Origin of the sequence: Streptomyces sp. NBC_01264 (genome assembly GCF_026340675.1) — a bacterium.
Classification (GTDB): Bacteria; Actinomycetota; Actinomycetes; order Streptomycetales; family Streptomycetaceae; genus Streptomyces.
Map to the genome: position 1 here is coordinate 24,037 of NZ_JAPEOX010000003.1, position 23,089 is coordinate 47,125.

A 23,089-nucleotide genomic window follows, 5' to 3' on the forward strand; every position below is an offset into this window, starting at 1 on the left:
GCTCGCCGCTGAATCCACTCCGACTTGGTAGACGACGACGGCCTTGACCAGAAGCAACGCCTGGTCAGTGCCTCATTGAGATCCCTGGCTGAAGGGTTCGTGGGTCGGGATGCTGAGGTCATGGCTGGTGGCGAGGTGGCCTGTAGGTATTTCCGGGAGTGTGGGTGCCGCTGTCCTTCGCCTCGATTTCACTCTCAGCTCCCTTCTCCGTGGGGGAAGCGGCTGATGGGCTACGAGCCAGCACCGCGTCTGCAGGCACTGCAGGCACTGCAGGCAGAGCAATGCTCGGAACCTGTGGATCGGCCTGGGGCGGGGTGCCTCGTGGGATGCGGAGGGCGTACCTTCCCGGGTGATCGACTCATGGTCACCGAATGGGCCCGCGTTCGAGCGCGGGTCGGGAAGGCACGCCCGTGCTCAGCGTAGTCAACGAAGACGGCACCACCGAGTCTGGTATCTCTCTGATCGACGAGATCGTCCGGGAGGGCGCCCGGCGGATGCTCGCGGCAGCCCTGGAGGCCGAGGTCGAGCAGTACATAGCCGAGCTCGCTGGCCAGCACGACGAGCGGGGCCGGAGGCTGGTGGTCCGCAACGGCCGTCACCGGCCCCGGTCGGTGACCACGGCCGCGGGACCGGTCGAGGTGGCCGCGCCGCGTGTGAACGACAAACGAGTCGACGCTGGGACCGGCGAGCGGGAACGGTTCTCCTCGAAGATCCTCGCGCCGTGGTGCCGGAAGTCCCCGAAGGTCAGCGAGGTCCTGCCCCTGCTCTACCTCCACGGCCTGTCCTCGGGTGACTTCGTGCCCGCACTCGAGCAGTTCCTCGGCGGCACGGCCGGCCTGTCACCGGCGACGGTGACCCGGCTGACGAAGCAGTGGACAGCAGATCATGCCGTCTTCCAGCGCCGTGACCTGGCGGAAACCGATTACGTCTATGTGTGGGCCGACGGCATCCACCCCAAGATCCGTCTGTCCCAGACCCATTCGTGCCTGCTGGTCTTGATGGGCGTCCGCGTCGACGGCACCAAGGAGCTGATCGCGATCGCCGAGGGGCTGAGGGAGTCCACCGAGTCCTGGGCGGATCTGCTGCGGGACTGCCGCCGGCGCGGCATGCGCGACCCGGTCCTGGTCACCGGCGACGGGGCAATGGGGCTGTGGCGGGCCCTGGCGGAGGTGTTCCCCGCCGCCCGCCATCAGAGGTGCTGGGTTCACAAAACCCGCAATGTCATGAACGCGCTGCCGAAATCCGCGCAGCCCGGCGCGAGGAAAGCCCTCCAGGAAATCTACAACGCAGAGGACCGCACCCACGCCCAGAAGGCGGTCACCGCGTTCGAGAAGACGTACGGGGCGAAGTGGCCGAAGGCGGTGAAGAAGATCACCGGCGAGGTCGACGAGCTGCTGGCGTTCTACGACTTCCCCGCCGAGCACTGGATCCACCTGCGGACCACGAACCCCATCGAATCAACGTTCTCCACAGTCAAGCTCCGGACCAAGGTCACCCGCGGCGCCGGCAGCCCCACCGCCGCCCTCGCCATGGTCTTCAAGCTCGTGGAATCCGCCCAGGCCCGCTGGCGCGCGGTCACCGCACCCCACCTCGTCGCCCTCGTCCGAGCCGGCAACCGCTTCGAGAACGGTCACCTCGTCGATCAGGACGAGACCCTCGCGGCATGAACCACCTCAGCTGATCCACAACTCTTGACTATTGCTCCTGCAGGCACTGCAGGCACTGCAGGCACTGCAGGCACTGCAGGCACTGCAGGCACTGCAGGCACTGCAGGCACTGCAGGCACTGCAGGCACTGCAGGCACTGCAGGCACTGCAGGCACTGCAGGCACTGCAGGCACTGCAGGCACTGCAGGCACTGCAGGCACTGCAGGCACTGCAGGCACTGCAATTACTATCTTGTCTGTTCCGTCTACTGAGCAATCCATTGTGATCGACGGCTTGCATGATGCCGTTGCGGAGGATTGGGCAAAGTCAAATTCTACCGCTACGCTATTGGACTGCCCGGCGGCAAATACGCCTATGGTGACTTTTGAGTTAGGGAGAGACGAAATCGTAATGTCCTGTGTCGCACCCGGAGCGATCGTCAATGACGGTACAGAACCCCGTAGATCAAGGCTCGGACCATCCGAGCCATCGCCATTTTTGATTGCAAATTTGTGCGAGATCGTATCACCTCCCAGCCGGGCATTTCCGGAAATGGCTGACCTTGCATTGACCCCCGCCTCACTGGGCACCGCAGCCCACGCCGGCACACCCACGCCGACCCACATGGAAGCCGCCAATATGACAGCACATCCAGCATGTTTATAAAACATGAGAACCGTACCTCCAGATATCAAGATTCTCAGGACAGTCTCCTCCCAAATCCCATATCGCAACCTTAAGGGAATCATTGACTGAGCCTCTTTCCGTGGCCATTAGCCTTTCCCAACCCGCCTCGACAGATTTCCGGGGCTTGACAATGCGGTGAAAGCCCTGGTAGACGAGTCGGGGGTTGCATCAATTGTCCTGTCGGCACTGTCACCTTGTCCGGCGGTCTTGGATGATCTTCGGGTTGTCGGTGTCCGGGAGGGGTGGGGTTCGTGCCGTCTGTGGTGCCGTCGTACAAGAATCACCGGTACCCGGTGGAGATCATTTCGCACTGTGTGTGGCTGTACTTCCGCTTCCCCCTCTCCTTCCGCGAGGTCGAGGAGATGATGCTCGAGCGAGGCATCATCGTCTCCTATGAGACGGTCCGCCGCTGGTGTCGGAAGTTCGGCCAGACCTACGCGAACGCGCTGCGCCGACGGCGCCCGCAGCCCGGCGATAGATGGCACCTCGACGAGGTCTTCATCAAGATCAACGGGGTGCACAAGTACTTGTGGCGGGCCGTCGACGCCCACGGCAACGTCCTCGACATCCTCGTCCAGAACCGGCGTGACAAGGCCGCGGCCAGGCATTTCTTCCGCCGGCTCCTCACCACGATTGGGCGGGTGCCCCGGGTGATCGTCACCGACAAGCTGAAGTCATACGGGGCCGCGCACCGCGAGGTGATGCCGTCGGTGGAGCACCGCTCCCACAAGGGGTTGAACAACCGGGCCGAGAACTCCCACCAGCCCAGGGCTTGATCAAGTTCCGTGGGTGTCCGGATCGTGGGTGATGCCCAGGATGCCGAGTGCTCGTTGCGGTTCGTGGCGGATGGCTCGGGTGGTCTTGGCGATGTTGGCGGCGCCGAGGGTTTTCAGGGCGCCGATGGCGAGGTTGCGGAGAGTTGCCATCGCGCGGGGTGCGGTTCGGGTGTGGACGGTGGAGGCGTCCTCGGCGAAAGTGACGTCCCTGGTGTGGTGCGAGGAGTTCTCGATGCCCCAGTGCCCGCGGATTGCGGCGGCCAGGTCGGCTGGGGTGGCTTGGTGGGCGTCGAGGCTGGTGACGGCGTAGACGCTCTCCCGGGTCTCGCGCTGGCCGGTCTGCTTGCGGCGCCGGTGGATGCGGATGGCCAGGCGGGCGTGGGGAAAAGCGATCCCGCCGAGTTGGTCGGGGACGGCGCAGGTCTTGACCGAGCGGGACTCGCGCCTGCCGTGCCCGGTGGCGGAGGCGGTGTGCTGGATGGAGATGTCCCGCCACGGCAGGGATGCGAGCTGGCGGTGAGCCGTCGGCTGGTTGGTCTTGATCACGGCGATGTAGTGGGCCTTCTTGGTCTCGACCAGCCAGGTGATGTTCGCTCGGACCGAGTGGAGGGCGTCGAAGGTGACGACGGTGCCGGCCAGGTCCAGCGGTGTCAGAAGCGGTTGGAAGTGTGTGGTCTCGTTCGTCTTCGCGCCGACCTCCACCTGGGCGATGGTGACGACGGTGCCGTGTGTGACCGCGGAGAGCAGGTGTCGGCGCTTCGCGGTGAGACGGGCTGATCCCTTGAGTGCTTTGCCGTCGACAGCGATCACACGCAGCCGCTCCGACGCCGAGGGTGGTGTCCGGGTGGGCTCGGTGGCAGCACGGTGCCGGTCGGCCAGGTAGGCGCCCACCGCCCGGTCCAGCACATCGCCGTCGACAGCCCCCAGCACGCGACCGATCGTGGCCGGCGACGGGGCGCGCCGCCATCCGAGCAGGTGACGGCGGATACCGATCACTGTCAGGAGTGTGTCCGAGGCGCGCTGGCCCCACTCGGCGAGCTCGTCGATGCTCCTGGCTCCCGAGACGACCGCGCAGGCACACACCAGCAGGACCGCGGTCAGTGAGTACCAGCGGCCCCGCAGTGAGCGCGGATCGGGCACTGCATCGAAGTAGGGGCGCAGATCAGCGACCCGGTCAGCGTCCAGCGGACCCAGCCTCACAAGCACAGCCGGGACGGGAGAAGATATGGCAGCAGGCACGGGCCACCTCATGATCAACGGGCGTAGACACCCAAATGATCACGAAGCCCGCGCCTGCTCCTCTAACCACCCCAACCCGCCACAACACCGACCGGCTCGCACGACCCCGGAACTTGCAACCGCCCTGCCACCAGCCCACCCGGCAGCGCGAACGCGCGATGAAGGCTTCCGCAGCGTCGGCGGGGCGCAGCGGTTCGTGTCCGCGTTCACCGGGATCTCGCCCCACTTCCGAACCGGACGCCACCTCATCACCGCCCGCCGCCACCGCCTCGAAATGACCGTCCGCTTCACCATCTGGAACCAGATCACCGGCGCCGCCGACATGCCCGCCGCGGCCTGAACAACCAGCCGCCGACGGCTTCCTCACGCCCCCAGAGATCACACCACCGACAACGTGACAACGCCTCCCGAACAACGGGGGAACCTCAGAACTGCCCTGGGGCCGAGAGGGAGTGTGGTTCAGGATTCGAGGTCAAGGCCGCCTCGTAGCCTTCACCTTTACGGCAGACGGGCCAATTCCGATGCGCCAAGCCATGGCGTTCCGGGGGGTGGCGCGTACGGTGCGGTAGGCCAGGTGCATGGTGAATCAGGAATCTCGTGCTGTGAATCGACCGAAGACCGGACTGACGCGACGAAGCCTCCTGCAGGCCTCCGCCCTTGCCGGGTTTGCTCCACTACTGGCAGCAAGCCCGGCGCACTCCAAGGCCTCCCAGGGAACGCTTCTGCTATGCGACCAGCGCTCGCAATCGGTCATTCTCGTCGAGTCGCAGACGCTGTTGAGCACTCGAGGACGCTCGCTGAACCTGTCCAAGCTTTGGGGATGGACTCCTTCGTCCGATCGGGGACTTGCCGACCTCTCCCCGGCACGGAGCTGGGTGAACGTCAGTGACGCAAAGCAAGCAGTGACGAGCAGGGGGGCATTCCTTCTCGCCAGTGCATCGGGGGGTATGGCGGTTGCCATCGACCGGACACGGGGCAGCACGTACTGGGCTCAGGCACTTCCGCGTGCCGACAACGTCCACAGTCTTGAGATGCTCCCGGACGGCAACATCGCTGTCTCCGCCAGCACCGCCGGCTACATCCGCCTCTACGCCGCCTCACAAGGAGTCCGGGCGAACCGCTACGTGCAGCACAGGCTGGCCGGCGCCCACGCAGTCTCGTGGAGTGAAAGCCGAAGCCTACTCTGGGCCCTTGGCGCCAGCGAACTCCACGGCCTGGAACTCACCGGAACCGCCTCCAGGCCCGCCCTTACGCTGCGATACCGCTACACGCTACCCGCGACGGGGGGACACGACCTGGCCCCGGTGCCCGGCAGCCCAGGCGATCGTTGGCTCAGCACGAGCAGGAACGTCTACCGTTTCTCGAGTGCTGCCGGCACGTTCGTCAGGGCTACCCAGCCGCCCGGTCTCGACAGCTCCGGTGTCAAGAGCATCAGCCAGCACCCGGTCACCGGCCAGATCATCACAGTCAGGCCCGACGGACAAACTAGTTGTGAATGGTGCAGTTCCCAGGTCCGCTTCATCAACCCGAACCGCTACGATTCCCTGCCCTCAACGAGCATTTACAAGGCCCGATGGTGGGTCTGACCTGCGTCGATGCATTGTTCCATCAGGCCGCACCCCGTGAGGTATGACAGACGGCGGCGGACTCTACACAACGGGGTGCTGTCAAGTTGATGGGTGGGCCTTGGGCCTGGGATGATCGCGGGGTTTGTTGATCGTCGGGGAGGGCATGCTGTGGAGTCCGTCGAGACCACGCCGTCGTACAAGGGCTTCCGGTTCCCGGTGGAGATCATCTCCGAGGCGGTGTGGCTGTACCACCGTTTCCCGCTCAGCTACCGCGAGGTCGAGGAACTGCTGCTGGCCCGAGGAATCATCGTCTCTCACGAGACGATCCGGATGTGGTGCGAGAAGTTCGGGCCCCAGTACGCGGCCGCCCTGCGCCGCCGCCGTCGGCCGCAGGCCGGCGACAAGTGGCACTTGGACGAGGTCTTCGTCAAGATCAACGGGGTCCGGCACTACCTGTGGCGGGCCGTGGATCAGGACGGCAACGTCCTGGACATCGTGCTCCAGTCGAGGCGCAACGCGAAGGCAGCCAAGCGGTTCCTGGCCAAGTTGATGAAGAAGCAGCGCCGGGTACCCAGCGTGCTGGTCACCGACAAGCTGAAGAGCTACGGCACCGCCCACCGCGTGCTGATGCCCTCGGTCGAGCATCGCTCGCACAAGGGACTAAACAATCGGGCCGAGAACAGCCGCCAGCCCACCCGCCAGCGCGAACGCGCGATGAAGGGCTTCCGTGATGCGGGCCGGACCCAACGATTCCTGTCCGCATTCAGCCGGATCTCACCCCACTTCCGGCCCCGCCGCCACCTGCTCACCGCCACCGGCTACCGCACCGAAATGATCATCCGCTTCGCCATATGGGACCAGATCGCCGGGGTCACCGTCATGCCCACCACGGCCTGACCCAGCGCGACCACTCTGCCCCACCATGCCCTGACGCACCATCAGCCAGCCAGCCCACGAACAACTTGACAGCACCCCTCGACGAGGTCTTCATCAAGATCAACGGCGAGTGGAAGTGCCGTCGATGCGGACGGCAACGTCCTCGACATCATGGTCCAGAACCGGCGTGACAAGCCGGCGGCCAGGCGTTTCTTCCGCCGGCTCCTCACCACCACCGGGCAGGTGCCCCGCGTGGTCGTCACCGACAAGCTCCGCTCCTACGGGGCAGCGCACCGCGAGGTGATGCCGTCGGTGGAGCACCACTCCCACAAGGGATTGAACAACCGGGCAGAGAACTCCCACCAGCCCACCAGGCAGCGCGAACGCGCGATGAAAGGATTCCGCAGCGTCGGCGGGGCGCAACGCTTCCTGTCCGAGTTCACCGGAATCTCACCCCACTTCCGCCCCCACCGCCATCTGATGACTGCCGACCGGTACCGCTTCGAAATGAGGGTCCGCTTCACCATCTGGAACCACATCACCAGCGCCACCGACCTGTCCATGACGGCCTGAACAGTGGCCAGACCGGGTCCCGTCCTGCCCCGACACGCCATCAAACGATCACGCCGCCGACAAGGTGACAGCACCGCTCGACCTCATCACGCCCACCAAATGAGAACGCTCGAGCCCTGCCACCGGCCTGCCCGCCGCGGCCTGAACCACAGCCCCATCCCGGCCCCGGCACACCTGAACCACCATCAAACGATCATGGTGCTGACAATGTGACAACGCCTACTGGACAGACCCTCGGCTCGCGGTGAACGAGCCAGCGTCACCCTTAGCGGGCTGGCCGTTGGGCACCGTGTCGGTGATGGTGCTCACTCCTCGCAGTTCCGCTACGAGGTGCTCGCCAGCCTTGCACACTGGCTGAGTGACGGCGAACAAGGTGCTGTAGGTCGTGCCGTCGGGTCCAATCGTCTGCGTGGCGAAGTTGACCGTGCCCGCGCCTCGGCCGCTTCCCGCCGGCTCGAAGAACCAGCTACCCGCCTCCAGAGACGTATAGCCGTCCATGGGTGTGACTTCCAGTGCTCTGACGGAGAATTGCGGCAGGAGGATGTCAGGCTGGAATCGAACGGATTTCACGCCAGTCAGAAGGTTACTGACGGGGGATGAGATGTGAAAGGCCGAGCTGTTGCTCCCTCTGAGAGGATTCACGAAGTCCTCAAAGGAGCTTCCGCATGCCTGCCGGTTTCCGGCGTCAGCAATTGCAGGGTAAGCTCCGGAAAGGGTGAGAGCTGCGGTCGCCAAGGCCGCGCACACAGTAGTCAGTGCTCGCATTGTGGGTACCTTTCGCTGATCAGCGGACTGTTCATGAAGAGCAATTCGTGACGAAGGGATCACCCGTCGACTTCGACTGGCCCCTCAGGGGCGCCAAGGCATGTTGATCCACGCCTTTGAGTGCGAGAGCAACGGGCCTGCTTCTGCACACGGGTAGGTCTCGAGGAGTGCGATTCACTTCTCGATCACGCTGGCGCCCCATCGGACCCTAGAGGGTCGCGAAAGAAATTCGGATACGACTCGCTCCAGACCCAATAAATTTGCCCTGCCCAGCACTCGGCCCGGCCCCGGCCGCGGCTCACACGGGGAAGGTTCCGGTGCCGCCCGGGAGCGCGAAGCAGTCGGTGTACATCGCGGACACGTTCAACGACCGGGTCCTGGCCCTGGACTCTGACGGCGGCCGCCAGCGCGCCGATGTCCCGAGGCCCGCCAGGACGACCCCGGCGAAGGCCACGCCCAACGACCGGATCCACCGCCCCGGACGGGCCGATGGACGGGGAACTGGGGTGCTCGCCATGGCCGCCTACCTCTTCATCCGGATGCTCTACCTGACGGGGCTTCCCGGGAAGACTTCCTGCAGGAGCGTCATTTTCGCCGTCGGAGCCCTCCGGGAAACCGAGACGGCACACGTCAGGCCCACAGCGGTGCGCAGCACGCGTTTGGGCGCAACGGTCCCTTGACCCGGATTCTGGACACGTCTATGAAGCCTGGGGCCGGTGCTGTCACGTTGTCGGTCTCAGCGGGAAGTTCGGCTCCACCGAGGACCTCGACCACGAGCTCCGCACTTGATGCGATCCGGGGCGCTCGCCGAAGGATCCACTGACGCGTCCATGCCATACACGTCCACGTGACAACGCCCCTCGAAATGACCGTCCGCTTCACGATCTGGGACCACCCCGGACCGGAGTCGCGGTCGGCGTCGGCGGGCCTGCCGCTGCGCGGACGCCGGCCCGTGTGTGCGGCTGACACAGGGCCGGCGTCGGCGGGGCGCCGGGAGGGAACTACTGCTGGCCCTCACTGCGGGGGCTGGTCCGGGGCGTACCCGGGGGTGCAGTGGGCCTGGCGGCGGGCCTGCCGGTGCGATGTCCGCGAGGGTGTGCGGCTCGCGGGACACAGTTGAGGATATCCCTGAACACGCTGCCGGATGCTGAAGGACACCGGCCTGGTGTGCTGTGAGAGCGACGCGCCCCTGTCTGGGCCAATGGGCGTGTCCGGACCGGCTCCCGGGTTCTCATCGTCCTGTACGGATTCCCTCCCGCGATTTGGAGCTCAGATGCGCATCCGCACCGCCTTCGCCGCCCTCGTGCTGGCTGCCGCCGGCACTCTCGCAGCCGGCACCGCCGCCGCTGCCGATGCCACAGCCGAAGGCATCGCCTACGGTTCTCCCGGCTTCCTGTCGGGCAACCTGATCCAGGTACCCATCGATATCCAGGCCAACTTCTGCGGCAACTCCCTCAACCTTCTCGCGGCTGGCAACCCGGCCGCCTTCAATGTCTGCGTCAACGACTAGAAGGCTGACGCAGACACCAGGTGCCGGGGGGGCCTGTAAAAGAAACGGTGCAACTCCGATCATGGAGGATTGCACCTGTGACCAGCGAGAACATAGCGATACCGTCCGAGGCAGAGACTGCGCCGGCGGACGTGGATGACGGCACTGTCACGTTGTCGGTGGCGGTCTGGGATGATCTTCGGGTAGTGCGTCTGGGGAGGGGTCCGAGCATGTCGTCCGAGGTGCCGTCGTACGCGAATCACCGCTACCCGGCCGAGGGGTGCTGTCAAGTTGTTCGTGGGCTGGCTGGCTGATGGTGCGTCAGGGCATGGTGGGGCAGAGTGGTCGCGCTGGGTCAGGCCGTGGTGGGCATGACGGTGACCCCGGCGATCTGGTCCCATATGGCGAAGCGGATGATCATTTCGGTGCGGTAGCCGGTGGCGGTGAGCAGGTGGCGGCGGGGCCGGAAGTGGGGTGAGATCCGGCTGAATGCGGACAGGAATCGTTGGGTCCGGCCCGCATCACGGAAGCCCTTCATCGCGCGTTCGCGCTGGCGGGTGGGCTGGCGGCTGTTCTCGGCCCGATTGTTTAGTCCCTTGTGCGAGCGATGCTCGACCGAGGGCATCAGCACGCGGTGGGCGGTGCCGTAGCTCTTCAGCTTGTCGGTGACCAGCACGCTGGGTACCCGGCGCTGCTTCTTCATCAACTTGGCCAGGAACCGCTTGGCTGCCTTCGCGTTGCGCCTCGACTGGAGCACGATGTCCAGGACGTTGCCGTCCTGATCCACGGCCCGCCACAGGTAGTGCCGGACCCCGTTGATCTTGACGAAGACCTCGTCCAAGTGCCACTTGTCGCCGGCCTGCGGCCGACGGCGGCGGCGCAGGGCGGCCGCGTACTGGGGCCCGAACTTCTCGCACCACATCCGGATCGTCTCGTGAGAGACGATGATTCCTCGGGCCAGCAGCAGTTCCTCGACCTCGCGGTAGCTGAGCGGGAAACGGTGGTACAGCCACACCGCCTCGGAGATGATCTCCACCGGGAACCGGAAGCCCTTGTACGACGGCGTGGTCTCGACGGACTCCACAGCATGCCCTCCCCGACGATCAACAAACCCCGCGATCATCCCAGGCCCAAGGCCCACCCATCAACTTGACAGCACGCGAACGCCGACACCACGCCGCTAGACTCACCCTCGCCGCGTGATCAATAACCGCGTGTTCACCTTCTTGGGGGAAGGCCCGAAGTCGTACGGGGCGGCGCACCGTGAGGTGATGCCCTCGGTGGAGCACCGTGCGCACAAGGGGATCAACAGCCAGGCAGAAAACTCACACCAGCCCACCCGCCAGCGAGAACGCGCGATGAAAGGCTTCCGCAGCCCCGGCTCCGCGCAGCGGTTCCTGTCCGCGTGCACCGGGATCTCACCCCACTTCCGGCCCCACCGCCATCTGATGACCACCGGCCGGTACCGCTTCGAGATGAACGTCCGCTTCACGATCTGGAACCAGATCACCGGCGCCGTCGGCATGCCCGCCACAGCCTGAGTGGCGGGCCGCCGACGGCCCCCGCACGGCCTGATCCACCATCAAACGATCATGCAGCCGACAACGTGACAACGCCCCTCGGACTCGCCTGACCTGCACCGCAACATGATCAACACGACTGTGAATTAGCCCTGATCAAGGCCCCAGAAAAGGTCCTCGGCAGCCTGGTCCTGGGAGAAAAGCCAGACCTCGGTGATGCGGTCCTCCTCGATGCGCATCAGGTCGACGCCGGACATTCCGAGCGGCGCACGGTCCGGGCGGTCCGCGGTGAAGTCGACCGTGGCCGCGACCAGCGGGCCGTTGACCATCACCTCGCGCACGACGAGCCGAAACGTTCCGTGGCTGCGGCCCATGAACTCGCCGAACAGTGCGAGGACCGCGTCCCGGCCTCGGTGAATGCCCGACAGCGCTCCTGCGCCGGGCTGGTGCCAGACGATGTCGTCGGCGAGCAGGCCGCCGAGCCGCTCCATGTCACCGCCCACGAGGCTCTCGTAGTAGGCCTGGAAGACCGTTGCCGGGTCCGTGCTGGTCATTGTGGATCCCTTTTCTTCGCTGCTTGACCGGTCACACCGCGTGTCCGGGACGTGCTCAGGCTGGCGGTCGGTGGCGGACTCCGATACCTCCCCTCGACTCGTCTACAGGGGGAGTCCGTCGACCCGACCCGGGCATCGGGCACTGATGCCCCTATGGGTGTCAAGGTGCGGGTGTCGCGGTGGTGGGTGCCGTCGTGGTGGGGGTGAGGAGTCGGTAGATCTCTCGTGCGATGTAGCGTTTGAGGCATCGGATGATCTCCCGCTTGGTCTTGCCTTCTGCTGTGCGTCGTTGCAGGTAGTGCTGGGTGCGTGGGTCCCAGCGGAGGCGGGTGAGCACGGCGCGGTAGAGGGCGGCGTTGGCTTGGCGGTCGCCGCCGCGGTTGAGCCGGCGGCGTTGGGTCTTGCCGGAGGACTGCTCGACGGGGCTGACTCCGCACAGGGCGGCGAACGCGGCCTCGCTGGTGAGGCGCTCGGGGTTGTCTCCGGCGGTGATGAGCAGGGCGGCGGCGCTGTCCGGGCCGATTCCACGCACGTCGAGCAGGCCGGGACGGCTGGCCTTCACGGCCCGGGCTACCTGTTTGACCAGGTCGTCTATCTCCTCGGTCAGATGCTGGATGCGGCGGGCGAGCAGCCGCAGGGTGTGGCGGGCGGCGCCCGCAGGTCCGTCGTGGAGCGCGTCGTCGAGCTGGGCGCAGTGTTTGATCAGGTGGGGGTTGGCCAGCTGGGCGAGGTCCTCGCGCAGAGTAGGGTCGGCGCAGATCAGGACGCTTTTGAGTTGGTTGATGGCCTGGGTGCGGGCCTTGATCGCGGATCCTTTCGCGAGCTTGAACAGCCGTAGTGTCTCGGCGGGGCCGTCGCCGGTCTTCGGACTCTCGGTGGCGCGTCCGGACAATACGGCGCGGGCGGCGGCCTCGGCATCGACCGCGTGGGTCTTGCCGTGGCGGCGCCGGGCGGCCTTGTCGGGCTGGTTGACCTCGGTCACCTCGATGTCCTCGGCGTTCAGGTGGCGGGCCAGTGCCTTGCCACAGGAGCAGGTGCATTCCACCCCGGCCCGTCGAAGCGTGCCGAAGGAGCGTGCCCAGGTGGTGAGTTGGCGGAAGCCCGCGGCCGTGGCACGGAAGTCGCGGCGGTCCAGCGTGGCGCCGAGGACCGTGATCACGGCCGCGGCGTGGACGTCCTTGTGCGTGTCCACGCCGAGCAGTACCTGTTCGGCGGGTCGGTCGGGGGCATTGTCACGTTGTCGGTGGCGGTCTGGGATGATCTTGGGGTTGTCCGTCTGGGGAGGCAGTGCATCGTGTCGTCTGTGGTGCCGTCGTACGCGAATCACCGCTACCCGGCCGAGATCATCGCGCACTGTGTGTGGCTGTACTTCCGCTTCCCGCTCTCCTTCCGCGAGGTCAAGGAGATGATGCTCGAGCGCGGCGTGACCGTCTCCCACGAGAGCATCCGCCGGTGGTGCCTGAAGTTCGGCCAGACCTACGCCACCGCCCTGCGCCGACGGCGCCCCAAGCCCGGTGACAAGTGGCATCTCGACGAGGTCTTCGTCAAGATCGGCGGGGTGCGGAAATACCTGTGGCGGGCCGTCGACGCCGACGGAAACGTACTCGACATCCTCGTCCAGAATCGCCGTGACAAAGCTGCGGCCAGGCGTTTCTTCCGGAGACTCCTCACCACCACCGGGCAGGTGCCGCGGGTGGTCGTCACCGACAAGCTCGCCTCCTACGGGGCCGCGCACCGTGAGGTGATGCCCTCGGTCGAGCACCGCGCGCACAAGGGCATCTCAACAACCGGGCGGAGAACTCCCACCAGCCCACGAGGCAACAGGAACGCGCGATGAAAGGGTTCCGCAGCCCCGCCGGAGCGCAACGCTTCCTGTCCGCGTTCACCGGAATCTCACCCCACTTCCGGCCCCACCGCCACCTGATGACCGCCTGCCGCTACCGCTTCGAAATGACCGTCCGCTTCACCATCTGGAACCACATCACCGGGTCCGCCGGCATGCCCGCCATGGCCTGATCAGCGGGCCACGGAAGCCTCGGCACGCCCTGACCCACCATCAAACGATCACACCACCGACTACGTGACAGCACCGCTTCGAGGGTGGACTGGATGATCAGGCGGGCGCCGAGCCGGGCGGCATCCTCGTCGGCTCGTATCTCGTAGCGGATGCGGAGTCGTTTGAACTGGTGGAGCCAGGCGAAGGTTCGCTCGACGACCCAGCGGGTCTTGCCTAGGCCGGAGCCGTGGAGTGTGCCCTGGCGGGCAATTTGGGGCGTGATTCCTCGTGCTCGGATCAGACGCCGGTACTTGTCGAAGTCGTAGCCGCGGTCCGCGAAGAGCCGACGGGGCCGGTGACGAGGCCGTCCTCGGAGCCCGCGGATGCGGGGTATCGCGTCGAGCAGAGGCATAAGCTGGGTGACGTCGTGTCTGTTTCCGCTGGTCAGGGAGACGACGAGTGGGGTTCCGTGGCGGTCGACGATGAGGTGGTGCTTGCTCCCCGGGCGGGCGCGGTCGACTGGCGAAGGTCCGGTGTGAGCCCCCCTTTGAGGGCTCTGACGTGCGAGGCGTCGATCGCGGCGTCATCCATGTCCAGCAGCCCGGCGGCCCGCAGCTCGGCCAGGAGGACTTCGTGGAGGCGGGGCCACACGCCTGCCTCGGTCCAGTCCCGAAGCCGGCGCCAGGCCGTCACACCACTGCAGCCGAACCGCTCGGCGGGAACGTCCCGCCAGCTCACGCCCTTGCACAGCACGTAAACGATGGCCCTCAACGCCGCACGATCGTCTACCGGCAGCCGCCCGTGAGGTTCCCCCGGGATGCGGAGAGTGTTGACATCGGGTCAGATGGGACTCATGAGAGGACCAGTGGCCATGGCTGCACCCCGGAAATACTCGCTCGAGTTGCGTGAGCGTGCGGTACGGATGTATCGCACCGCGGAGCCGAAGCCCCAGATCAAGAAGCTGGCTGTCGACTTCGGCGTGCATCCCGAGGCCCTGCGCGGGTGGATCCGCCAGGCGGAGGCGGATGCCGGCGAACGCGATGACCGGCTCACCACCGACGAACGCGCCGAGCTCGCGGCCCTGCGCAAGGAGAATGTCCAGCTCAAGCGGGCCAACGACGTACTGCGGACGGCCTCGGCGTTTTTCGCGGCGCAACTCGACCCGACCCGGCCCAGGTGACGGCGCTCGTTGACGAGCACCCGTGCCTGGGAGTCGAGTGCGTACTTCGGGAACTGCACATCCCCTCCTCCACCTACTACCGCTGGCGCCGTGCAGAGGCCGAGCCGTGCGAGCGAAGGCGCCGTGACGTCGAGCTGACCGAGCGGATCAAAGAGATCCACGCGGATTCCGGCGGCAACTACGGCTCGCCGCGGGTACACGCCGTCCTCAAGCGTGAGGGTGTCCACGTGGGCCGCAAGCGGGTCGAGCGCCTGATGCGCGAGGCCGACATCGCGGGGGTCAGCCCACGGCGCAAGGGCTTCACGCGCCGGGACCCGAAGGCCACCCTGGCCCCGGACCTGGTCAACAGGGACTTCACCGCACCGGCTCCGAACCGGTTGTGGGTCACCGACCTCACCATGATCTCCACCGGTGAGGGGCCTCTGTGGCTCTCGGCGATCCGCGACGCCTTCTCCCGCCGGGTGGTCGCCTGGGAGACTTCCGCCCGCGCGGACGCCGACCTGGTGCTGACCACCCTGGAGTACGCCCTCGCGTCCCGCGAGGTCGAGCCCGGCCAGCTGATTCATCACGCGGACCACGGCTGTCAATACACGTCTATCAAGCTCACAACCCGGCTAATGAGAGCTGGAGTTGAAGCGTCCATGGGCTCGATCGGCGACTCATACGATAACGCTCTCGCGGAGAACCTCTGGATGCTCATCAAAACCGAGGGCCTCCGTGGCCGGACCTTCACCACCCGGGCTGAGGCGAACCTCGCGCTCTTCGAGTACATCGATGGCTTCTACAACTCCCGTCGCATCCAGGAACGGCTCGGCTTCCTCAGCCCGATCGAGTACGAAGAGAAGCACTACGCCAACCAGGCGACGGCCGAACCAGCGAACCTGAACACCCGTCAACCCCTCCTGACCAGCTAATCAGCAACTCCCGAACAACGGGGGAACCTCACCCGGGATACCGAAACCGCCTGGCCGGCCGCTCCGGCAACAATGGGGCCACACGTTCCCACAGGTCATCAGGCACGAGATCAGCAGACACACACCAAATCCTGCCGACACCACACCCAACTGCCAAGCCACTGAACGAATCTCATTCTGAAACGATCAGTTACACCACTTTCTGGGCGCGACCGACCATTGCACCCACCCCGACAACGTGACAGCGCCTGAATTGGCCCTGCCTTATACCTGAACGCCCGACTGCTGCAGAACATTGCGCCGTACTGCGGCAACGCGCTCCTGAACGGTCATCATGTATGGCGCGAGATTCACCATGATGTCCTTTCCGGTGGCATTGTGGCAGCCTTGAGAAACGAGCAGTTTCCGCACATACTCAGGGAAAGACACACCATCGACGAATATGCGGATCAGGTCCTCTTCGGCACCGACAATCCGCGCATAAGGAGCAGTAGTGCGCTCACCGACGAGGGCAACGTCACGAGCCTGGGTCGAGTCCAGAAGGAAAGCAGCTTGGTAAACTGTCGTAGCTGCAGCAATAAGTGGCTGGTAAACCTGCAGATTTTGCAGAGTCGACCCAATATATGCACTCAGTTCGACTGCAGCCTGGGGAATTTAAAAGACCTCGACATCCGCAGCCGAAAGCACTCTCATTAGATACTGCTCAACGTAATTGTCATCAGCATACCCATCCGTGATACTTTGCAGGATTGCCGCAATTCCGGACTGCGGGAAGGCCGAGTCCCAATCGTTGCCGTTAGTTCCGTACGCTTCCAATTTACACTCCCAACGAGGCCTCGGACCTATTCTCATCATGGGCCCGAGTTATTACATTTAAATCATCACCGCGCTACTGCAGCGCGACGTGAAGGGTCTGACGGGCAGTCTTTAGAGCTCAACACCGTTGCGCTTGAGTCGCAAGAATTCAGAAGGCGCTGATGCGGAATTGTCACGTTGTCGGTGGCGGTCTGGGATGATCTTTGGGTTGTCCGTCTGGGGGAGGGGATCCGTTCGTGTCGTCTGGGGTGCCGTCGTACAAGAATCACCGCTACCCGGTGGAGATCATTTCGCACTGTGTGTGGCTGTACTTCCGCTTCCCGCTCTCCTTCCGTGAGGTCGAGGAGATGATGCTCGAGCGGGGTGTGATCGTCTCGTACGAGACCATCCGCCGGTGGTGCCTGAAGTTCGGCCAGGCCTACGCCAACGCGCTGCGCCGCAGGCGCCCACAGCCCGGCGATAAATGGCATCTCGACGAGGTCTTCGTCAAGATCAACGGGGCGTCGAAGTACTTGTGACGGGCCGTCGACCAGGACGGCAACGTCCTGGACATCCTGGTCCAGAATCGCCGTGACAAGGCTGCGGCCAGGCGTTTCTTCCGCCGGCTCCTCACCACCACCGGGCAGGTGCCCAAGGTGATCGTCACCGACAAGCTGAAGTCGTACGCGGCCGCGCACCGGGAAGTGATGCCCTCGGTGGAGCACCGCTCCCATAAGGGTTTGGACAACCGGGCCGAGAACTCCGACCAGCCCACCCGGCAGCGCGAACGCGCGATGAAAGGATTCCGCAGCGTCCGCGGGGCGCAGCGGTTCTTGTCCGCGTTCATCGGGATCTCACCCCACTTCCGAACCGGACGCCACCTCATCACCGCCCGCCGCCGCCTCGAAATGACCGTCCGCTTCACCATCTGGAACCACATCACCGGGTCCGCCGGCATGCCCGCCATGGCCTGAGCAGCGGGCCACGGAAGCCTCGGCACGCCCTGACCCACCATCAAACGATCACACCGCCGACAATGTGACAGCACCGTCCCGTCCAGATCCCGCGTGATCCGGTCAAGGCGCACCACGGGCGTCGCCCCGATGGCTTCCACGGCGGACGGCAAGACATCGTTCATGGTCAGTCCTTTGCTGATCGCTGCATCTCCCCCGCGACCCGCCCCGTTGGACATTATCGCCCGCGCTCGAGATGTCAGGTTCGGCCATCGACAGTCCGAGCAAGGTCGACGGACCCGCAACGGTCTTCGCACTTACGAGGGATCGGGTTCTCAATCAGTCACTGAGCTTGTCGTTTATCCAGTTCGGCGGGGTTTGGTCCCGATTTTGTGGTGTGCTGGTCGGGTGTAGGGCTCGCCGGTGGCGAGGACGCGTCCGACGTCGTAGCGGGTGGCGGGACGCTGGTTCTTCGAGCCGGGAGGTCGGCCGGGGCCCGGGCGGGTCGGTTTTGGTGCACGGGCTGGTGTGCCGGTCCGCGCGTGCAGGTTCCTGAACCCTCTGCGGACGCGGGCCGGTGTCAGCCTGTTCGGTTCCGCTGGCTTCTCCCACGGCCGGCGGAGGTCGGCGGCCAGCGGGCGGGCAAGGCGGAGCTGGGCATGTGCGGCCAGGATGATCCAGGTCCAGCGGTCTGCCGCGTCCGAGCTGCGGAGCCGGGGCTTGGTCCAGCCGAGGGTCTGTTTGAACAGGCGGAAGGTGTGCTCGAGGTCGAATCGTCGGAGGAAGGACTGCCAGCAGCGGTCGACGTCCGCGGTGGTGGCGCCGGTGCCCGACCACCACAGCCAGACCGGCTTGTTGACCCCGCCGCTGGGCAGTTTCTCCACGGTCAGGCGGATGACGGTCCCCTCGATCACGGGCAGTTCAGCCCCGTGGGCGAGCCAGGCGGCCCGCCGGGTCAGCCTGGGGTGCAGCCGGTCCCACGCCCGCGCGGTCGCATTCCCGTAGAGGCGGGTGTCCGTGGCCGTCACGACATGCTCAGAGCCCCAGGTCTCGGGCTGGCCGAAGACGAACTCGCCGCCGTGCCTCGGTGGGCGTCCGCCGGCGGGATGCTGCCTGTGGAACTCCTCGCGGGTGGGAGCCGGCCGGCACATCACCCGGTCCGAACGCATCCGTCCCAGGATCTCGACGGGCAGGCCGGCCAGCAGGTGAGCGATGCGCGGAGCGTCGTATCCGGCGTCCAGCACGACCAGGATGTTCGGGTCGCCTGGCTTCCACTGGCCCGCTGCAACGAGTCGCTCGAGGACCTCGCGAATCTGGAACGTGGTCACCGCTGCCACGTCAGCGCCGGGCCGGAGACGGACCGCATCGAGCACTGCCGTCCACGAGGTGCGGCCGCTCTCCAGCGCGGCCACTACCGAGTACGGCCAGCCGGGCACCATCTGGTGTTTGCCCACGCCACGGCCGAAAGTGTGGCAGAAGGCCCGGTCAGCGCAGGGGCGGTTTCCATCGGTGGTCGCGACTCCTGAAAGGAGCCGGTCCTATGCAGAGGCATCCGCCGAACCGTTTGCCGCTGTCTGTGCCGAAGAGGTACTTCGAACTGCGTAGAGGTGGGCTGAAAGGGGCTGCCGCTGCCCGCCAGGTGGGCGTATCCACCAGCGCTGGCTCGCTGTGGTTCATCAAGGCTGGACGCATGCTCCTGCCCGATGTGCCCATCGACGACCGCTACCTCACCCAAAACGACCGCATCGCGATCGCAGAAGGACTGCTCGCCGGCCGTACTCCCGGGCAGATCAGCCAGGAGATCGGCAAGCACCGCTCCACTGAAGTTCCCCCCTGAACCTGGACAGCGGGTGGTTACGCTGCGGGGGTGAGGTCGTGGGTCGCCAGCGCTCTGGTTTCGAGTGGGGTGACGTAGCCATACACGGGGTGCTTGCGCAGCCGCGTGCGGTTGTATTCGACCTCGATGAAGCGGAAGACGTCGGCGCGGGCCGCCTCGTGGGACTCCCAGACGGTGGTCCCGATCTCCGCTTTCAGCAATCCGAAAAAGCTTTCGGCTGCGGCGTTATCGTAACATGAGCCCGTTCTGCCCATGCTCTGTCTCAGGTTCAACTCCCATATGAGCGTGCGGTATTCGCCTGATGTGTATTCAGATCCGCGGTCCGAGTGGGCGATGCAGCCCGGCTTGAGGGCGCCGCGGCCGGCGGCCATTTTCAGGGCGCCGGTGACGAGCTCGGCGCGGTGGTGGTCGGCCATCGCGTACCCGATCACCTCGCGAGTGGCCAGGTCGATGACGGTCGCCAGATACCACCAGCCGGCGAGCGTCGGCAGGTACGTGATGTCCGAGACCAGCTTCGTGCCCGGCTCAGCCGCGGTGAAGTCGCGTCCGACCAGGTCCGGGGAGGGTGCCGCCCTGCGGTCTGCCTTGGTGAGGTTTCGGCGCTTGCGGCGGGTAATCCCGCGGATGTCGTGCTCGCGCATCAGCCGCTCGACCTTCTTCCGGTTGACCCTCCGGCCCTTTCGGCGCAGGGCCGCGGTGATCCTCGGGGCGCCGTAGGCACGACGGGATTCCTCGTGGACCTGCCGGATCTCGGCCACCAGCTCGTCCTCCTCGCGCGCTGTGACGGCGGCGGCCGGACGGGCGGCGAGGTAGGCGTAGTAGCCGGAGCGGGAGATCTCCAGGGCCCGGCACAACAGCGAGACACTGTAGCCGTCAGGGCGTTCGGGGCCGGCCTTCTCCGCGTCGACGAACGCGTAGCGCGTGGCTGCGTCTACTTCGTCTTGCGGTTCGCGAAGAAGGCGGTCGCTTTTCCCAGTACCTCGATGGTCTGTTCCATCTCGCGGACCTTGCGGCGCAGGCGCGCCAGCTCCTCGCGCTCGGCCGTGGTCAGCGCGCCCGCCGGCCCCTGGCCGCGGTCGGTCTTGTCCTGGTTGACCCAGTTACGCAGTCCCTCGGGGCTCACGCCAATCTCCCGGGCGACCTCGGTGACCGTCTTGCCCGACGAGTGCACCAGGGCCACCGCGTCGCGCTTGAACTCGGCCGTGTACCGCTTGCTCGTGTTGCTCTTCTTGCTCACTACCTGGGACTGCTTCCTCCGGGACTGTCCGTCCCAGTATCAGGCTGTCCAGCTCAGAGGGGGAACTTCACCGCAGCAGATCACCCGTCACCTCGCCCGCACCCATCCTGGCCAGACCGACATGAACGCCTGCCCGGAGACCATCTACCGCGCCCTCTACCTCGGACTCCTGGACAAGCGCACCGCCCGGCTGAGGACCCGGCGCTCCCGCCGCAAGAAGCAGCGCCGCGGCATACCGTCCAAGAACGCCATCCCGAACATGCGGCCGGTCCACACCCGCCCCCGCGAGGCAGAGGCCAGACAACGAGCAGGGCACTGGGAGGGCGACCTCATCGTCGGAAAGGCACAGGCCTCCGCGATCGGCACCCTGGTCGACCGTGCCACCCGCTACGTCCGGCTCATCCACCTGCCCCAAGGCTGGAAAGCTCCGCAGGTCCGCGACGCGCTCGTCGCCCAGACCGCCGCCTGGCCCGCCTCGCTGCGGCGCACGCTCACCTGGGACCAGGGCCGAGAGCTCTACCACCATGAGGAAATAGAGGACCTCACCGGATTCCGGATCTACTTCTGCGACCCCCACTCGCCCTGGCAGCGAGGCACCAACGAGAACACAAACGGACTGCTCCGCGAGTACTTCCCGAAAGGCACGAACCTCTACCACTACACCGCCCGCGACCTCGCGCAAGTCGAACGTGAGCTCAACGAGCGCCCCCGTCTGGTCCTCGGAGACCGAACACCGGCCGAGGCCATGAGACGCTGGTCAAGAGAACTCGCCTACTGCTGAGTCGCAACGATCAGTGGAAACCGCCAGGTATTGGCGTCCGGCCTCAGCCACGGCGAGACGTCCACCGCCAGGACCAGCCTGCCGTCCGCCGCCCTCGGCAGTGGCATCCCGGCCAGGGCCCGGCGCAGCCGGGCGACATCGATCCGGCCCTGGTTGAGACCGCCGTACAAACCACCGTGACCACGGCGGTGTTCAGGCGCGAGCGCGAGATCTACGAGCGTCCGCACCGGTCCGTCCGTGCACAGCAACGCGTCGCACAACTCGAACAAGGCATCGCCCCGCACGGTCAGACACGCGTACAACTCCGACCGGAAGTGTGACACTTCCGCGAACGCGTCCCGCAGGACGTCCTGCTCCATCAGACTCATGACCACGGCCTTCGCGCTGATCCGCTCTGTGACGGAGCCCAGGATCAAGCGAAGGCCGCCTTCGCGTCCGCTGAACTGCGAAAACGCCGACCAAGTGCGAGTCGCGTTCGACATCGGACCATAAACGACAAGCTGAGGGGAAGCGGAAGTACAGCCACACACAGTGCGAAATGATCTCGGCCGGGTAGCGGTGATTCGTGTACGACGGCACCACAGACGACACGAACCCCAACCCTCCCGGACACGGACAACCCGAAGATCATCCCAGACCGCCGGACAAGGTGACAGTGCCCTCGCGGAAGGCGGCGAGGGTGGCGTCGGCGTCATGGCCGCCCTCGGCCGAGGGAAGAGTCGCACGGGCGGTCCCCGGGTCTTGCTCTACGCTTCCAGTGGACTCATCATGTGGGTCCAATGGACGCATAGTGGAGTGAGGCGCGGCGTGGGCCAGGCGACGAACACCCAAGGGCACCACCGGACGGACACGGAGACGAGCCCGGCGGCAGGGTCTGTACAAGGGACCGCGAGCGGGGACGGGCTGCGCGGCAGTGTGTTCGTGCCGCGTCAGGAGAACCTCGAACTGTCCTTGCCGCCCGTCTTCACCGACCCGGCGGCGGAGCGCGAGCACCGCAAGCAGAGGCTCGCCGGCGCCTGCCGCGTCTTCGGCCGGCTCGGCTTCTCCGAAGGGGTGACGGGACACATCACCGTGCGGGACCCCGAGTACCCGGACATGTTCTGGGTCAACCCGTTCGGCATGTCCTTCCGGCACATCCGAGTCTCCGATCTGATCCTCGTCGACCACGAGGGACAGGTACGCCATGGCAGGCGCCCGGTTAACCGGGCCGGATTCGTCATCCATTCGGCCGTCCACGCCGCCCGCCCCGACGTGGTCGCCGCCTGCCACGCCCACGCCCTCCACGGGAAGGCATTCTCCAGTCTGGGACGCCTACTGGACCCCATCACCCAGGACGCGTGCGCCCTGTACGAGCAGCACATCGTCCACCGCGACGGCGCCGGCGCTGTGGTGGTCGAGGAAGAGGCCGGCCGGGAGCTGGCGGCGGGGCTGGGGCCGCACAAGGCGGTCATCCACCAGAACCACGGCATCTTCACCGTCGGCGAATCGGTCGACGAGGCGGCCTGGTGGTTCATCTCCATGGAGCGCAGCGCCCAGGCGCAGCTGCTGGCTGAGGCGGCGGGCACGCCGCATCTGATCGACCCCGAGGCGGCCCGGCACACCCGGGACCAGACGGGGTTCCCCCTCGCCGGGTGGTTCTCCTTCCAGCCCCTCTGGGACGAGATCGTCCGCGCGGAACCCGACTTCTTCGAGTAGGCACCGCT

The 23,089-nt window shown here is 65.9% G+C and carries 16 protein-coding genes and 11 pseudogenes; 17 read left to right on the forward strand and 10 right to left on the reverse strand.

The window, feature by feature from the left end; all coding sequences use genetic code 11:
* The first annotated feature begins 410 nt into the window (after nucleotides 1-410).
* The 3 genes and pseudogenes from OG435_RS44025 to OG435_RS44035 all read left to right on the forward strand — a co-directional run.
* Nucleotides 411-1,667 (forward strand): IS256 family transposase, encoded by a 1,257-nt coding sequence (locus tag OG435_RS44025; protein ID WP_266874713.1) that lies wholly within the window; start codon nucleotides 411-413, stop codon nucleotides 1,665-1,667.
* Nucleotides 1,668-1,698: 31 nt separating this feature from the next.
* A complete protein-coding gene (locus OG435_RS44030) occupies nucleotides 1,699-1,932 on the forward strand; it encodes a hypothetical protein (protein WP_266886671.1) in 234 nt (77 codons plus the stop codon).
* A gap of 652 nt (nucleotides 1,933-2,584) precedes the next feature.
* Nucleotides 2,585-3,100, forward strand: a pseudogene (locus OG435_RS44035) (IS6 family transposase); the annotation flags it as partial.
* 9 nt (nucleotides 3,101-3,109) lie between these two features.
* On the opposite strand, the gene OG435_RS44040 reads toward OG435_RS44035, so the two are convergent.
* The gene (locus tag OG435_RS44040; RefSeq protein WP_266874681.1) at nucleotides 3,110-4,315 is read right to left on the reverse strand and encodes an ISAs1 family transposase; all 1,206 of its coding nucleotides are present in this window, start codon (nucleotides 4,313-4,315) and stop codon (nucleotides 3,110-3,112) included.
* A 161-nt stretch (nucleotides 4,316-4,476) separates the two neighbouring features.
* Here OG435_RS44040 and OG435_RS44045 point away from each other — a divergent pair.
* The 4 genes and pseudogenes from OG435_RS44045 to OG435_RS44060 all read left to right on the forward strand — a co-directional run.
* Nucleotides 4,477-4,688, forward strand: a pseudogene (locus OG435_RS44045) (IS6 family transposase); the annotation flags it as partial.
* 238 nt (nucleotides 4,689-4,926) lie between these two features.
* Nucleotides 4,927-5,934 carry a DUF6528 family protein gene (locus OG435_RS44050; protein ID WP_266886673.1) on the forward strand — a complete coding sequence of 336 codons (1,008 nt, stop codon included), beginning with the start codon at nucleotides 4,927-4,929 and terminating at the stop codon, nucleotides 5,932-5,934.
* Nucleotides 5,935-6,084: 150 nt separating this feature from the next.
* The gene (locus OG435_RS44055; RefSeq protein WP_266886675.1) at nucleotides 6,085-6,813 is read left to right on the forward strand and encodes an IS6 family transposase; all 729 of its coding nucleotides are present in this window, start codon (nucleotides 6,085-6,087) and stop codon (nucleotides 6,811-6,813) included.
* 77 nt (nucleotides 6,814-6,890) lie between these two features.
* Nucleotides 6,891-7,365, forward strand: a pseudogene (locus tag OG435_RS44060) (IS6 family transposase); the annotation flags it as partial.
* A gap of 219 nt (nucleotides 7,366-7,584) precedes the next feature.
* Here OG435_RS44060 and OG435_RS44065 read toward each other — a convergent pair.
* Entirely contained in the window at nucleotides 7,585-7,935 is a 351-nt protein-coding gene (locus OG435_RS44065) for a hypothetical protein (RefSeq protein WP_266886677.1), read from the reverse strand.
* Nucleotides 7,936-8,447: 512 nt separating this feature from the next.
* Here OG435_RS44065 and OG435_RS44070 point away from each other — a divergent pair.
* Together OG435_RS44070 and OG435_RS44075 are read left to right on the forward strand one after the other, a co-directional pair.
* Entirely contained in the window at nucleotides 8,448-8,810 is a 363-nt protein-coding gene (locus OG435_RS44070) for a hypothetical protein (RefSeq protein WP_266886679.1), read from the forward strand.
* A gap of 593 nt (nucleotides 8,811-9,403) precedes the next feature.
* On the forward strand, nucleotides 9,404-9,640 hold the full coding sequence (locus OG435_RS44075) for a chaplin (RefSeq protein WP_266886681.1): 237 nt from the start codon (nucleotides 9,404-9,406) through the stop codon (nucleotides 9,638-9,640).
* Nucleotides 9,641-9,974: 334 nt separating this feature from the next.
* On the opposite strand, the gene OG435_RS44080 is transcribed toward OG435_RS44075, so the two are convergent.
* Nucleotides 9,975-10,703 carry an IS6 family transposase gene (locus OG435_RS44080; RefSeq protein WP_266886675.1) on the reverse strand — a complete coding sequence of 243 codons (729 nt, stop codon included), beginning with the start codon at nucleotides 10,701-10,703 and terminating at the stop codon, nucleotides 9,975-9,977.
* 157 nt (nucleotides 10,704-10,860) lie between these two features.
* On the opposite strand from OG435_RS44080, the pseudogene OG435_RS44085 reads away from it, so the two are divergent.
* A pseudogene (locus tag OG435_RS44085) lies at nucleotides 10,861-11,160 on the forward strand (DDE-type integrase/transposase/recombinase); the annotation flags it as partial.
* A 125-nt stretch (nucleotides 11,161-11,285) separates the two neighbouring features.
* Here the strand turns inward: OG435_RS44085 and OG435_RS44090 are convergent.
* Complete coding sequence (locus tag OG435_RS44090) at nucleotides 11,286-11,693, reverse strand: nuclear transport factor 2 family protein (RefSeq protein WP_266886683.1); 408 nt, start codon at nucleotides 11,691-11,693, stop codon at nucleotides 11,286-11,288.
* A gap of 160 nt (nucleotides 11,694-11,853) precedes the next feature.
* A complete protein-coding gene (locus OG435_RS44095; protein WP_430625858.1) occupies nucleotides 11,854-12,951 on the reverse strand; it encodes an IS110 family transposase in 1,098 nt (365 codons plus the stop codon).
* Nucleotides 12,952-12,987: 36 nt separating this feature from the next.
* Here OG435_RS44095 and OG435_RS44100 point away from each other — a divergent pair.
* Nucleotides 12,988-13,709, forward strand: a pseudogene (locus OG435_RS44100) (IS6 family transposase).
* A gap of 128 nt (nucleotides 13,710-13,837) precedes the next feature.
* Here OG435_RS44100 and OG435_RS44105 read toward each other — a convergent pair.
* A pseudogene (locus OG435_RS44105) lies at nucleotides 13,838-14,490 on the reverse strand (IS5 family transposase); the annotation flags it as partial.
* A gap of 70 nt (nucleotides 14,491-14,560) precedes the next feature.
* Between OG435_RS44105 and OG435_RS44110 the strand changes: the two are divergent.
* The 3 genes and pseudogenes from OG435_RS44110 (at nucleotide 14,561) to OG435_RS44120 (ending at nucleotide 17,552) form a co-directional block, all read left to right on the forward strand.
* Nucleotides 14,561-14,869, forward strand: a complete 309-nt coding sequence (locus tag OG435_RS44110; protein ID WP_266874686.1) for a transposase — start codon at nucleotides 14,561-14,563, stop codon at nucleotides 14,867-14,869.
* On the forward strand, nucleotides 14,866-15,783 hold the full coding sequence (locus tag OG435_RS44115; protein WP_266874687.1) for an IS3 family transposase: 918 nt from the start codon (nucleotides 14,866-14,868) through the stop codon (nucleotides 15,781-15,783). The genes OG435_RS44110 and OG435_RS44115 overlap by 4 nt, the downstream gene beginning before the upstream one ends.
* A 1,052-nt stretch (nucleotides 15,784-16,835) precedes the next feature.
* Nucleotides 16,836-17,552: pseudogene (locus OG435_RS44120) on the forward strand (IS6 family transposase).
* A 338-nt stretch (nucleotides 17,553-17,890) separates the two neighbouring features.
* Here the strand turns inward: OG435_RS44120 and OG435_RS44125 are convergent.
* Nucleotides 17,891-19,066, reverse strand: a pseudogene (locus OG435_RS44125) (NF041680 family putative transposase); the annotation flags it as partial.
* A 5-nt stretch (nucleotides 19,067-19,071) separates the two neighbouring features.
* Between OG435_RS44125 and OG435_RS44130 the strand changes: the two are divergent.
* Nucleotides 19,072-19,353 (forward strand): annotated as a pseudogene (locus tag OG435_RS44130) (helix-turn-helix domain-containing protein); the annotation flags it as partial.
* Between the two features lie 32 nt (nucleotides 19,354-19,385).
* Here the strand turns inward: OG435_RS44130 and OG435_RS44135 are convergent.
* Nucleotides 19,386-20,264, reverse strand: a pseudogene (locus OG435_RS44135) (IS3 family transposase); the annotation flags it as partial.
* Nucleotides 20,265-20,299: 35 nt separating this feature from the next.
* Complete coding sequence (locus OG435_RS44140; RefSeq protein WP_266874782.1) at nucleotides 20,300-20,605, reverse strand: transposase; 306 nt, start codon at nucleotides 20,603-20,605, stop codon at nucleotides 20,300-20,302.
* Between OG435_RS44140 and OG435_RS44145 the strand changes: the two genes are divergently transcribed.
* A complete protein-coding gene (locus OG435_RS44145; RefSeq protein ID WP_266886689.1) occupies nucleotides 20,586-21,386 on the forward strand; it encodes an IS30 family transposase in 801 nt (266 codons plus the stop codon). The genes OG435_RS44140 and OG435_RS44145 overlap by 20 nt on opposite strands.
* 26 nt (nucleotides 21,387-21,412) lie before the next feature.
* On the opposite strand, the pseudogene OG435_RS44150 reads toward OG435_RS44145, so the two are convergent.
* A pseudogene (locus OG435_RS44150) lies at nucleotides 21,413-21,754 on the reverse strand (transposase); the annotation flags it as partial.
* Between the two features lie 553 nt (nucleotides 21,755-22,307).
* Between OG435_RS44150 and OG435_RS44155 the strand changes: the two are divergent.
* On the forward strand, nucleotides 22,308-23,081 hold the full coding sequence (locus tag OG435_RS44155) for a class II aldolase/adducin family protein (protein ID WP_266886691.1): 774 nt from the start codon (nucleotides 22,308-22,310) through the stop codon (nucleotides 23,079-23,081).
* Nucleotides 23,082-23,089 lie beyond the last annotated feature (8 nt).

What these genes read in the sequence shown, in the direction of transcription:
- OG435_RS44075 (WP_266886681.1), top strand. Translation starts at nt 9,404, where the DNA reads ATGCGCATCCGCACCGCCTTCGCCGCCCTCGTGCTGGCTGCCGCCGGC.
- OG435_RS44090 (WP_266886683.1), bottom strand. Translation starts at nt 11,693, where the DNA reads ATGACCAGCACGGACCCGGCAACGGTCTTCCAGGCCTACTACGAGAGC.
- OG435_RS44110 (WP_266874686.1), top strand. Translation starts at nt 14,561, where the DNA reads ATGGCTGCACCCCGGAAATACTCGCTCGAGTTGCGTGAGCGTGCGGTA.
- OG435_RS44050 (WP_266886673.1), top strand. Translation starts at nt 4,927, where the DNA reads ATGGTGAATCAGGAATCTCGTGCTGTGAATCGACCGAAGACCGGACTG.